We start from the raw sequence: 12,054 nt of genomic DNA, 5'->3' as shown, positions 1-12,054 counted from the left end.
GGCACACGCCCCACGGAGTCGAAAAGGAGTCGCCCTCATGGCCGCCGCACTGGTCCGCCCCCGCAACAACCGAATGATCGCCGGAGTGTGCGCGGGCCTGGCCCGTCGCTTCGGTACGACCCCGACGACGATGCGCGTGATCTTCGTGGTGTCGTGTCTGCTCCCCGGCCCGCAGTTCCTGGTCTACCTGGCGCTGTGGATACTCCTCCCGTCGGAGGACAAGGCCACCGGCGCCGCCTGGTGACCCACCCGGGGCGGCCGCCCGGCGCGGACCGCTGATCCGGTGCTCCGCCCGCCCGCGGCCCGGCTCACCGGCCGTACACGACGGTGCCCCGTCCGTACGCGAGGGCGTACGGACGGGGCACGGCGCAGCGCCCGTCCCTGGGACGGGCCGCGTGTCAGCCGCCCAGGAGGCTGCCGGGCTGCAGACCACCCAGCAGCTTGTTGCCCTGGGACTTGACCTTGGTCTTGACGTCGTGGCCGGCCGGCTTGGCCTTGGTGAGGCCGGAGACGGTCTTGGCGGCGTCCTTCACCGGCAGGCTCTTCAGCACCCCGGTGGTGTCGGCGGCGCCGACCGCCGGGGCCGCGCTGGCGACGCCCGCGGCGGTGACGGCGAAAGCGGCACCGAGCGCGACGGTACCGAGAGTCTTGATGGTTCCCTGCTTCATCGAATTACGTCCTCGTGATGGGGGCTTGACCGGCAAATCAACCTAGTGATGCGGCGACCGGCGCCGCAAACAGCCACGAGGAAGGAAAAAACGGCCGGTGGACATTCCACCGGCCGTTGCGCTATAAGCTCGCGCTGTCCACTTACGCAGAGTCAGAAGCCCTGCTGGCGGGGGCGGTTGCTCCCTGCGGACGGAACAGCCATTCGGCCCGCAGTTCTGCGTAACCGGGCTTGATGACGTCATTGATCATGGCCAGACGTTCATCGAAAGGAATGAACGCTGATTTCATCGCATTGACTGTAAACCACTGCATGTCGTCGAGCGTGTATCGAAATGTCTTGACCAGGTGCTCGAATTCCCGGGACATGTTCGTGCCGCTCATCAACCGGTTGTCGGTGTTGACCGTGAGCCGGAACTGCAGGCGGCGCAGCAGGCCGATGGGGTGCTCCGCGTAGGAGGGCGCGGCGCCGGTCTGCAGGTTGGAGGTCGGGCACATCTCCAGCGGGATGCGCTTGTCCCGGACGTACGAGGCGAGCCGGCCGAGCTTGACCGAGCCGTCGTCGGCGACCTCGATGTCGTCGATGATCCGGACGCCGTGGCCGAGGCGGTCGGCGCCGCACCACTGCAGGGCCTGCCAGATGGACGGCAGGCCGAAGGCCTCACCGGCGTGGATGGTGAAGTGGTTGTTCTCCCGCTTGAGGTACTCGAACGCGTCGAGGTGACGGGTGGGCGGGTAGCCGGCCTCCGCGCCCGCGATGTCGAAGCCGACGACGCCGGTGTCGCGGTAGCGGTTGGCGAGTTCGGCGATCTCCAGGGCGCGGGCGGCGTGCCGCATCGCGGTCAGCAGCGCGCCGACCCGGATGCGGTGGCCGTTCTCCCGGGCCCGCCGCTCGCCCTCGCGGAAGCCCTCGTTGACGGCCTCGACGACCTCTTCGAGGGTCAGCCCCTTTTCGAGGTGCTGCTCGGGCGCGTACCTGACCTCGGCGTAGACGACACCGTCCGCGGCCAGGTCCTCGGCGCACTCGGCGGCCACCCGGACCAGCGCGTCGCGGGTCTGCATGACGGCGCAGGTGTGCGCGAAGGTCTCCAGGTAGCGCTCCAGGGAGCCGGAGTCGGCCGCCTCGCGGAACCAGACCCCGAGCTTCTCCGGGTCGGTCTCGGGCAGGCCCTCGTAGCCGGTCTCCCGGGCCAGGTCGACGACCGTGGCCGGCCGGAGCCCGCCGTCGAGGTGGTCGTGGAGCAGCACCTTGGGGGCACGGCGGATCTGTTCACTGGTCGGGAGTGTGGTGGTCTCGCTCGTCATCTCGGCACTCTAGCCCCTACGCGCGTAGATCTCATCGAACGATACGTAACAGTGACCCGTCCACGGGGTGGCGGGCACGCCGCCTTCTGCCATCGTTCTGGTCATGGCTCAGCAAGCACTGCCGGTGCGCGAGGCCCGGCTGGGAAAACCGCTGGGAACGGCCGGCAAGGAGGGGGCGCGCGAGGCGCTCCGATGGCGGGGTGGCGGCGGTCGGAGCACCGGCCGGGAGGTGAGCGGGGTCGCTCTTTTACTGCCCGGAGGCGGCCCGACCGGGATACGGCGGCCGTCGCCGGTGGCGGCGCTGGCGGTGCGGCCGCTGGCCGTCCGGCTGGCGAAGGCCGGGCGCCCCGAGGGCCTGACGGCCCATGTCGTCCGCTACCGCTGCAACGGCTGGAACGGCCCCGACGCCCATCCGGCGCGTGATGCGGCCTGGGCCCTGGACGAGGTGGTCCGCCGCTACGGCGATGTCCCGGTCTGCCTCGTCGGCACGGGCATGGGCGCCCGCGCCGCCCTGCACGCCGCGGGCCATCCCGCCGTCAACTCCGTCCTCGCGCTGGCCCCTTGGCTGCCCGGCCCCGGCCAGGAGGGCGAACGGCCCGACCCGGTGAAACAGCTCATCGGCCGGCAGGTCCTGCTGGTCCACGGCACCAACGACGAACGCACCGACCCCGATCTGTCCTACCGCTACGCCCAGCGCGCCAAGAAGGTCAACCGCGACACCTGCCGTTTCGAGGTGCACTCCGACGGCCACTCCCTGCACCAGCACCGCGCCGAAGTCCTCTCCCTGGCCGCCGACTTCATGCTCGGCTCCCTCTTCGCCCGCGACTACGCCCGCCCCGTGAAGGACGCCCTGGCCGCCCCACCACCACTCGGCCTCCGCATGCCCCTGGCCGCGGGCTTCGGGGCGTCGTTGCGGCACTGAGGGTGAACACCGCGGACGGGGCGCCGGGGCACCGGCGCCCCGCACGCCCCTCCATGCGTCCTCCCGCTCCCCGCCCCTCACCGTGGCAGCAGCTTCCCCCGGCGACTGAGCAGGAACTTCTTGAAGGCGGCGACCGGTGGGGTGTCCGGATGGCCGTCCAGCCAGGCGACGCCGATCTCGCGGACCGCGCGGGGCGCCGTCACCGTCAGCTCGGCGACGCCGGGGCGCGGCACGGCGGGCGGTGGCAGCAGCGCCACGCCCAGTCCGGCCGCGACCAGCCCGCGCAGGGTCTCGGCCTCCTCCCCCTCGAAGGCGACCCGCGGGGTGAAGCCGGCCTCGGCGCACAGCGCGTCGGTGATCCGGCGCAGCCCGTAGCCGGGTTCCAGGGTGACGAACAGCTCGCCCGCGGCCTCCGCGAGCCGGATCCGCTTACGGCCGGCCAGCGCATGGTCGTCCGGGACGACGAGGCGCAGCTTCTGCTCGTCGAGCCGGCGGGCGACCAGGTCCGGGTAGTCCGGGACCGGTGAGGTCAGGCAGAGGTCGAGGTCGCCGGCGCGGAGGCGTTCGATCATGGCCTCGCCGTAGTTCTGGACGAGCTGGAAGCGGACGCGCGGGTGGTCGGCACGGAAGCTGCGGATCAGGCCGGGCACGGTCTCCGAGCCGAGGGTGTGCAGAAAGCCGAACGCCACCTTCCCGGCGGCGGGGTCGACATCGGCCCGTACGGACTCCGTCGCCCGTTCCAGGTCCGTCAGCGCCCGCTCGGTGGAGGCGAGGAAGGCGCGGCCGGCCGGGGTGAGGGAGAGGGTGCGGCCGTGCCGGGCGAAGAGGGCGACGCCGAGGTCCTCCTCCAGGCGGACGAGGGCGCGGCTGAGCGTCGGCTGCGGCATGCCGAGTTCCAGGGCGGCGCGGGTGACGTGTTCGTGCCGGGCGACGGCGGTGAACTGGGCGAGCCGCGGGGCGAGGAGCACCGCCCAGGAGTCGCCCCCGAGCTCGGCCGGCTCCCCCGCTTCCGCGCTCCGCGGCGCTCCGGCGAGATCTTTTCTGTTGCGACCTTGCAACAGCGGCCCCTGCGACCTCGGATCATGTGTCACAGCATCGATTATGCCGTTTCTATGCATTGGACGCATGAAACGGGCGGGCCTACCTTCGAAGCATGCCTCCCGCTGATACCGGGGCGTCCGTCACCGACCGTGCGGCCGCCTCTCCCCAGTCGTCCACTGACACTTCTCCTTCCGCCGCCGCCCCCGATCCCGAGTCGGGCAAGCTGCGGCCGGGCGGCCCGGGCTACCGCCGGATGAGCTTCGCCCTCTTCGCCGCCGGAGTCGCGACCTTCGCGCTCCTGTACTCCACGCAGGCGCTGCTGCCCGCGATCTCCAGCGACCTCGGGGTCAGCCCGGACCAGGCGAGCTGGACCGTGTCCGCGGCCACCTTCGGCCTGGCCCTCGGGGTCATCCCGCTGAGCGCGGTCTCCGAGCGCTTCGGGCGGCGCACGCTGATGACCGTGTCCCTCTCGGTCGCCGCGCTGATCGCGATGCTGGTGCCGTTCGCCCCGTCGCTCGGCGCGCTGATCGCGCTGCGCGGCATCCAGGGCGTCGCGCTGGCCGGACTGCCGGCGTCGGCGATGGCCTTCCTGGCCGAGGAGGTACGCGCCAAGGCGCTGGTGGCGGCCATCGGACTGTTCGTGGCGGGCAACAGCATCGGCGGCATGTCCGGCCGGATCGTGACCGGCTGGGTCGCCCAGGCCTGGGGCTGGCGGGCCGCGCTGGCCGCGGTGGGTGTGCTGGCCGTGGTGTGCGCGGTGACGTTCCGGCTGCTGGTGCCCAAGGCCCGGCACTTCGCGCCCCGTTCGGTGGGCCCGCGGGCGCTGGCCCGTACCCTCGGCGGCCACCTCGCCGACCCGCTGCTGCGCCGCCTCTACGCCATCGGCGGGCTGTTCATGACGGTGTTCGGCGCGGTCTACACGGTCATCGGCTACCGCCTGGTGTCCGAGCCGTTCAACCTCCCGCAGGGCATCGTCGGTTCGATCTTCGTGGTCTACCTGGTCGGTACGGTCTCCTCGGCCGCGGCCGGCAAGCTGGTCGCCCGCACGGGTCGCCGCGGCGCCTTGTACCTGGCCGTCGGCACCACCTCCACGGGTCTGCTGCTCTCCCTCTCCGACTCCGTCTCCACGGTGCTGGCGGGGCTCGTCCTGATCACCGCGGGCTTCTTCGCGGGCCATGCGGTGGCCTCGTCCTCGGTGAGCCGCACCGCCAAGACGGCCCGCGCGCAGGCGTCGGCGCTGTACCAGTGCGCGTACTACGTCGGCAGCAGCCTGGGCGGCGCGCTCGGCGCCGCCGCCTTCCACGCCGTCGGCTGGGAGGGCACCGTGCTCCTGGGCCTCGTCGCGATGCTCGGCGCCGCCTCGATCACCCTCTACGCCACCCGCAAGGCCGTGGTCGAACGCCGCCTCCTCCACCTGGAGAAGGCCGCGTAACCCCCGCAGTCCGAAGGGCCCGTCCCGCCACCTGTCCTGGTGGGGCGGGCCTTTCACGGTCGCGGGACATCCGGGCCAGGGCGGTCGGCGACCGCGTGGACCCGGGCGGAGCGAGCCGGGTCGGCGGCTGCGGCGGATGTGCGGGCGGGCCGGACGGTCCTGTATGATCATGATGCAACTTCGGCGCACAGCCCGGAGTTCACGCGTCTGTGGTCCAAGGAAAGACGTCCGCCAGCCGGCGGGAAATGCAGGTGCAAGGCCTGCCGGGCGCTCCGCACGAGGGTCCCTGCCTCATCCGAGGCAGGGACCCTTTCTCGTTCCGGAACGGGCCCGACGAGTACCACCCGCAACAGCCCGCCGAACGGGACCGGCGGCGGTCCACCGGTCCCGTTCACCCATGCGGGCCGCTCCCTCACCGGCCTCCGGCCGGGCCAGGTCAGGCGATACGCTCCAGCACCACCGGCGTGGTGGCGAAGGCCGCGTCCTCGGGGCCGACGAGGACGCCGCCGTCGAGGGCCTCCAGGGCGTAGGGGAACTTCTCCGGGGTGTCGGTGTGCAGGGTCAGCAGGGGCTGGCCGGCGCTGACCGTGTCGCCCGGCTTGGCGTGCAGTTCGACGCCCGCGCCCGCCTGGACCGGGTCCTCCTTGCGGGCGCGGCCGGCGCCCAGGCGCCAGGCGGCGAGGCCGACGGCGTATGCGTCGAGGGTGGTGAGGGTGCCGGAGGAGGCAGCGGTGACGACATGCTGTTCGCGGGCCACCGGGAGGGCCGCGTCGGGGTCGCCGCCCTGGGCGGTGATCATGCGGCGCCAGTGGTCCATGGCGGAGCCGTCGGCCAGCGCCTTGGCCGGGTCGGCGTCCTGGAGGCCGGCCGCGTCGAGCATCTCGCGGGCGAGCGCCAGGGTCAGCTCGACGACGTCCCGGGGGCCGCCGCCGGCCAGTACCTCGACGGATTCGCGGACTTCGAGGGCGTTGCCGGCGGTCAGGCCGAGCGGGGTGGCCATGTCGGTGAGCAGCGCGACGGTCCGCACGCCGTGGTCGGTGCCCAGCTCGACCATCGTGGAGGCCAGTTCGCGGGCGTTGTCGAGGTCCTTCATGAAGGCGCCGGAGCCGACCTTGACGTCCAGGACGAGGGAGCCGGTGCCCTCGGCGATCTTCTTGGACATGATCGAGGAGGCGATCAGGGGGATGGACTCGACGGTGCCGGTGACATCGCGCAGCGCGTAGAGCTTCTTGTCGGCGGGGGCGAGACCGTCGCCGGCCGCGCAGATCACCGAGCCGACGTCGCGCAGGACGTCCAGCATCTCGGCGTTGGAGAGGCTCGCGCGCCAGCCGGGGATCGCTTCGAGCTTGTCCAGGGTGCCGCCGGTGTGGCCCAGACCGCGGCCGGAGAGCTGCGGCACGGCCGCGCCGCAGGCGGCGACGAGCGGGGCGAGCGGGAGGGTGATCTTGTCGCCGACGCCGCCGGTGGAGTGCTTGTCCGCGGTGGGGCGGGGCAGGGAGGAGAAGTCCATGCGCTCGCCGGAGGCGATCATCGCGGCCGTCCAGCGGGCGATCTCCGTGCGGTTCATACCGTTGAGGAAGACGGCCATCGCGAGGGACGACATCTGCTCATGGGCGACCTCGCCCCGGGTGTAGGCGTCGATGACCCAGTCGATCTGATCAGGGGTCAGCTCACCGCGGTCGCGCTTGGTACGGATGACGGAGATGACGTCCATGCGACGGTTCCTTTCGAACGGGTAGGTACGTTCTACACGCATAGATGCCGGGGTGGCCAGGGGCGCCGAACGGGCGCCCCCCGGGACGGCCGGGGACGACCCCGGGGGGCTCGAGGGCGGGATGCGCCATACGGAGGCCGGGGCCCCTGTGGATGACGGGTTCACGAAGCGGTCCCGAAGCGCTGCCGAAGCACTCCGGCGGACCCGAACGAACGAAGAGCCCGCTCGCGGCTGATGCCGCGGCGGGCCCTTCGGCCGCCTCCGCAGGCGACGTCCGCCTCCGCAGGCGACGTCGCGTGCTTCGCCCGCCGTCAGATGGCGGCCGGTCAGCACCGACCGGGCCACGGTGAGGCGGCCGCCCCGTCAGCCCGCCAGATGCCCCGGCCCGAACGCGTCCGGCAGCAGTTCCGACAGGGGCCGGATGCCGGACGCCGTGTCCACCAGCAACTCGGGGCCGCCGTGTTCCCACAGCAGCTGGCGGCAGCGGCCGCAGGGGACGAGCAGGTCGCCTGTGCCGTCCACGCAGGTGAAGGCGGTCAGCCGGGGTGCGGGTCCGCCGCCGTCGGTGCGGCCCGCGAACAGCTCTGAGACCAGACCGCATTCGGCGCAGAGGGCGAGGCCGTAGGAGGCGTTCTCGACGTTGCAGGCGGCGATCGTGCGGCCGTCGTCCACGAGGGCGGCGGCGCCGACGGGGTAGCCGGAGTACGGGGCGTAGGCCCGGGACATCGCGTCCCGGGCCTGCGCGCGCAGTGCGGTCCAGTCGACCGGCACTGGTGGTGTCATGTGCCTTGTCCTCGGCGGTAGGGCCTGCCGTTCGCCTTCGGGGGCCGCAGTCGCTGGGCGGAGAGGGCGAGGACGAGCAGGGTGGCGATGTACGGGCTCGCCTCGACCAGTTCGAGCGGAACGGTGTCGGCCAGGAAGTACCAGCCTATGAGGACGACGGCGGCCACCGCCGACAGCGCGGCCTGGGTGCGCTTGGCGGCCCGCACCTTCAGCAGCGCGATCACCGCGAGGAGCGCGGCCAGGCCCAGCAGCAGGGCGTGGACGGTCGGGCCGCCGCTGCGCAGCTGCATGGCGTCCATGAAGCCGAACAGGCCCGCGCCCATCGCGACGCCGCCAGGACGCCAGTTGCCGAAGATCATCGTCGCGAGGCCGATGTAGCCGCGGCCGCCGGTCTGGCCGTCCTGGTAGAAGTGCACCCCGATGGAGAGGAAGGCACCGCCGAGGCCGGCCAGGGCGCCGGAGACCAGGACCGCCGCGTACTTGTACGAGTAGACGTTGACGCCCAGCGACTCGGCCGAGACCGGGGCCTCGCCGCAGGAGCGCAGCCGCAGGCCGAAGGACGAGCGCCACAGCACGAAGAAGGTGCCGACGAACAGTGCGATCGTCAGCAGCGTCAGCCACGAGACGTTGGTGACCGCGGCGCCGAGGATGCCGGCGAGGTCGGAGACCAGGAACCAGTGGTGCGCCTCCAGGGAGTTCAGCGCGTCCGACAGGCCGGGCACGGTGAAGCTCGGCATGTCGGGCATCGGCGGGGACTGCTTGTCGTTGCCGCCGGCGGCCATCGCCGCGCTGCCCTCCTGGCCGAACCACAGGGTGGCCAGGTACTGGGTGGCGCCCAGCGCCAGGATGTTGACCGCGACACCGGAGACGATGTGGTCGACGCCGAAGGTGACGGTGGCGACGGCGTGGATGAGGCCGCCGAGCGCACCGCCGATGATGCCGGCCAGCGCCGCCGCCCAGGGCCCGTGCTGCCAGCCGACCCAGCCTGCCGCGAACGAGCCGAGCATCATCATGCCTTCGAGGCCGATGTTCACCACGCCGGCCCGCTCGGACCACAGGCCGCCCAGACCGGCGAGGCCGATCGGCACGGCGGCGCTCAGCGCGGCACCGAACTGGCCGGTGGAGGTGAGGTCCGCGGTGCCGGTGACGGCCCGCAGGACGGAGAGCGCGACCAGCGCACCGGCGATGATCAGCAGGATCCAGGGGTAGGTCAGCCTGCGCCGCCCGCCCTTCCCGGGGACCGCGAGCTTCGTCGCGGTCTTGAGGTCCGTACTCACGCCGACACCTCCGGCTTGTCGCTCTTGTCAGACTTGTCGGCGTTGGTGGTGCGGGCGAGGGCGGCCAGCTCCTCGCCGACCTTGCGCTGCTGGAGCCGCAGCCCGTAGCGGCGCACGACCTCGTAGGCGATGACCACGCAGAGCACGATGACGCCCTGGATGACGCCGACGATCTCCTGCGCGTAGCCCTCGAACTCCAGCCGGGAGCCGGTGCGGTCGAGGAACGCCCACAGCAGGGCGCCGAAGGCCATCCCGACGGGGTGGTTGCGGCCGAGCAGGGCGATGGCGATACCGGTGAAGCCGATGCCGGCCGGGAAGTCCGTGCCGTACTGGAAGGACTCGCCGAGCAGGGTGGGCATGCCGACCAGGCCGGCCGCGGCACCCGACAGCAGCATGCTGCTGACGACCATGCGCTTGACGCTGACCCCGCTGGCCTCGGCGGCCGGCTCGGAGGCGCCCACGGCGCGCAGGTCGAAGCCGAAGCGGGTGCGGTTGATGCCGAACCAGTACAGCGCGCCGGCCAGCACCGCGATCACCACGAAGCCGTAGACCGGCTTGGGGTGGGTCGGGAAGGAGAAGAAGTGGCTGGATTCCGGGAGGAACTTGGTGTGCAGGAGGTTGCCGTCCTTGATGGCGAGGCGGCCGTCCTGCAGGAAGTAGCCGATGATCGAGGCGGCGATGGCGTTCAGCATGATCGTGGTGATCACTTCGCTGACGCCGCGGGTGGTCTTCAGCAGACCCGCGAGGCCCGACCAGAGGGCGCCCACCAGCATCGCGATGACGATGAGCAGGATGATCTGGATCGCGCCGGGGAGCGCGATGGCCCCGCCCACCGCGGCGGCCGCGAAGGCCGCCAGGCGGTACTGGCCGTCGACACCGATGTTGAAGAGGTTCATGCGGAAGCCGATGGCCACCGCCAGCGCCGAAAGGTAGTACGGCACCGCCTTGTTGATGATCCAGACCTGGCTGTCGCTGTAGTGGCCGTAATCGGCCATGATCCCGTAGGCCCGGAAGGGGTTCTCGCCGGACGCGAGGAAGACCAGGGACGAGATCACTATCGCGGCGACGATGGCCAGGACGGGCGCGGCGATCGCGAGGATCACCTTGTCGCGGGTGGCGCTCCTGGCGATGGCGTCCACCGCGGGGTTCTTTGCGGGGCTCTTGGCGGAGGTGCTCACTTCTGCTCACCGCCCTGCTCGCCGGCGCCGTTCGGCGCGGCCTTCTCGGGCGCACCCGTGCCGGGCGCACCGCCTTCCTGGGCGCCGTCCTCCGGCGCGGTGAGGTGGCCGCTGGCGGCACCGGTCATGGCGGAGCCCAACTCCTCCGGGGTGATGACGGCGGGGTCCGCGTCCGCGACCAGCCGGCCCCGGTACATCACCCGCAGGGTGTCGGACAGCCCGATCAGCTCGTCCAGGTCGGCAGAGATCAGCAGCACCGCCAGGCCCTCGCGGCGCGCCTCGCGGATCTGTTCCCAGATCTGCGCCTGCGCGCCGACGTCGACGCCGCGGGTGGGGTGGGCGGCGATCAGGAGCTTGGGCCGGTGGCTCATCTCGCGGCCGACGATCAGCTTCTGCTGGTTGCCGCCGGAGAGCGAGGACGCGGTGACCTCGATGCCCGGGGTGCGCACGTCGTACTCGGCGACGATGCGCGCGGTGTCCTTGCGGGCGCCGGCCAGGTCGAGCAGCCTGCCCTTGCTGTTGGGCCGCTCGGTGACGTGGCCCAGGATGCGGTTCTCCCACAGCGGGGCTTCCAGCAGCAGGCCGTGGCGGTGGCGGTCCTCGGGGATGTAGCCGACGCCGCCCTCGCGCCGGGCGCGGGTGGAGGCCCCGGACAGGTCGTTGCCGTCCAGGACGACGGTGCCGTGGTCGGGGGTGCGGGTGCCCATGACGGCCTCGACGAGTTCGGCCTGGCCGTTGCCCTCGACACCGGCGACGCCCAGCACCTCGCCCTTGTGGATGGTGAAGGAGATGCCGTCCAGGACGGTGCGGACCACCCCGTCGGAGTCGGTCGCCGACAGGCGGAGGTCGCGGACCCGCAGCATCTCCTCCTCGGTGACGGTCGACTCGCGGGTCTCCGGCGACGGCAGTTCGCTGCCGACCATCAGCTCGGCGAGCTGCTTGGGCGTGGTCGCGGACGGCTCGACGGACGCCACGGTCGTCCCGCGGCGTATGACGGTGATGTCGTCGGCGACCGAGAGCACCTCGCCCAGCTTGTGCGAGATGAAGATGACGGTCAGGCCCTCGGACTTGAGCTCGCGCAGGTTGTCGAAGAGCGCGTCGACCTCCTGCGGGACCAGGACGGCGGTCGGCTCGTCGAGGATCAGGGTGCGGGCGCCGCGGTAGAGGACCTTGAGGATCTCGACGCGCTGGCGGTCGGCGACACCGAGGTCCTCGACGAGGACGTCCGGCCGGATGTTCAGGCCGTACGCGTCGGAGATTTCCTTGATCTTCGCGCGGGCGCCGGCGCCGATGCCGTGCAGCTTCTCCGCGCCGAGGACGGTGTTCTCCAGGACGGTGAGGTTGTCGGCCAGCATGAAGTGCTGGTGGACCATGCCGATGCCGCGGGCGATGGCGTCGCCCGGGGTGTGCAGGGCGACCTGCTCGCCGTCGAGCGCGACGGTGCCCTCGTCCGGCTTCTGCATGCCGTAGAGGATCTTCATCAGGGTGGACTTGCCGGCACCGTTCTCGCCGCAGAGGGCGTGGACGGTACCGCGGCGCACGGTGAGGTGGATGTCGTGGTTGGCCACGACGCCGGGGAACCTTTTGGTGATTCCGCGGAGTTCTACAGCGGGGGCGTCCGGGACGGCCGGGCCGCTGCGCGTGGATGCTGCGTTGATGGCGCACTCCCCTCGGGGATGACGGTGCGGAAAGGACGAGGAAGCAGGAAAGCGGGACCGGAAGGTCACAGGGGGACG

Annotated in this window: 11 protein-coding genes; 3 read left to right on the top strand and 8 right to left on the bottom strand. The window is 71.9% G+C overall.

Features of this window, described 5'->3' with window-relative positions; genetic code table 11:
- Nucleotides 1–37 precede the first annotated feature (37 nt).
- Nucleotides 38–244 carry a PspC domain-containing protein gene (locus AB0411_RS18235; RefSeq protein WP_086718837.1) on the top strand — a complete coding sequence of 69 codons (207 nt, stop codon included), beginning with the start codon at nt 38–40 and terminating at the stop codon, nt 242–244.
- A gap of 154 nt (nt 245–398) precedes the next feature.
- Here AB0411_RS18235 and AB0411_RS18230 read toward each other — a convergent pair whose 3' ends face one another.
- Both AB0411_RS18230 and AB0411_RS18225 read right to left on the bottom strand, forming a co-directional pair.
- Nucleotides 399–668: a hypothetical protein gene (locus AB0411_RS18230; protein WP_366418312.1), complete on the bottom strand. Its 270-nt coding sequence runs from the start codon at nt 666–668 to the stop codon at nt 399–401.
- 142 nt (nt 669–810) lie between these two features.
- Nucleotides 811–1,971 carry an adenosine deaminase gene (locus AB0411_RS18225; RefSeq protein WP_366418311.1) on the bottom strand — a complete coding sequence of 387 codons (1,161 nt, stop codon included), beginning with the start codon at nt 1,969–1,971 and terminating at the stop codon, nt 811–813.
- A gap of 103 nt (nt 1,972–2,074) precedes the next feature.
- Here AB0411_RS18225 and AB0411_RS18220 point away from each other — a divergent pair, with 103 nt between their 5' ends.
- A complete protein-coding gene (locus AB0411_RS18220; RefSeq protein WP_366418310.1) occupies nt 2,075–2,893 on the top strand; it encodes an alpha/beta hydrolase in 819 nt (272 codons plus the stop codon).
- Nucleotides 2,894–2,970: 77 nt separating this feature from the next.
- Here the strand turns inward: AB0411_RS18220 and AB0411_RS18215 are convergent, their stop codons facing one another.
- Nucleotides 2,971–3,861 carry a LysR family transcriptional regulator gene (locus tag AB0411_RS18215; RefSeq protein WP_403147224.1) on the bottom strand — a complete coding sequence of 297 codons (891 nt, stop codon included), beginning with the start codon at nt 3,859–3,861 and terminating at the stop codon, nt 2,971–2,973.
- A 185-nt stretch (nt 3,862–4,046) separates the two neighbouring features.
- Between AB0411_RS18215 and AB0411_RS18210 the strand changes: the two genes are divergently transcribed.
- Nucleotides 4,047–5,366 (top strand): MFS transporter, encoded by a 1,320-nt coding sequence (locus AB0411_RS18210; RefSeq protein ID WP_366418309.1) that lies wholly within the window; start codon nt 4,047–4,049, stop codon nt 5,364–5,366.
- A gap of 436 nt (nt 5,367–5,802) precedes the next feature.
- On the opposite strand, the gene AB0411_RS18205 is transcribed toward AB0411_RS18210, so the two are convergent.
- The 5 genes from AB0411_RS18205 to AB0411_RS18185 form a co-directional block, all read right to left on the bottom strand.
- On the bottom strand, nt 5,803–7,080 hold the full coding sequence (locus AB0411_RS18205) for a thymidine phosphorylase (protein WP_366418308.1): 1,278 nt from the start codon (nt 7,078–7,080) through the stop codon (nt 5,803–5,805).
- A gap of 363 nt (nt 7,081–7,443) precedes the next feature.
- Complete coding sequence (locus tag AB0411_RS18200) at nt 7,444–7,863, bottom strand: cytidine deaminase (protein WP_366418307.1); 420 nt, start codon at nt 7,861–7,863, stop codon at nt 7,444–7,446.
- Nucleotides 7,860–9,140, bottom strand: coding sequence for an ABC transporter permease (locus tag AB0411_RS18195; protein WP_366418306.1), 1,281 nt, complete (start codon nt 9,138–9,140; stop codon nt 7,860–7,862). Before AB0411_RS18195 ends, AB0411_RS18200 begins: the two co-directional genes overlap by 4 nt.
- Nucleotides 9,137–10,318, bottom strand: a complete 1,182-nt coding sequence (locus tag AB0411_RS18190) for an ABC transporter permease (protein WP_403146906.1) — start codon at nt 10,316–10,318, stop codon at nt 9,137–9,139. Before AB0411_RS18190 ends, AB0411_RS18195 begins: the two co-directional genes overlap by 4 nt.
- Nucleotides 10,315–12,045: an ABC transporter ATP-binding protein gene (locus tag AB0411_RS18185; RefSeq protein WP_437042446.1), complete on the bottom strand. Its 1,731-nt coding sequence runs from the start codon at nt 12,043–12,045 to the stop codon at nt 10,315–10,317. The genes AB0411_RS18190 and AB0411_RS18185 overlap by 4 nt, the downstream gene beginning before the upstream one ends.
- Nucleotides 12,046–12,054 lie beyond the last annotated feature (9 nt).

This window comes from Streptomyces angustmyceticus, from assembly GCF_040701845.1.
GTDB lineage: Bacteria > Actinomycetota > Actinomycetes > Streptomycetales > Streptomycetaceae > Streptomyces > Streptomyces angustmyceticus_A.
The sequence above is the reverse complement of the archived record's forward strand: the minus strand, read 5'-3'. Positions and strand labels throughout refer to the sequence as shown.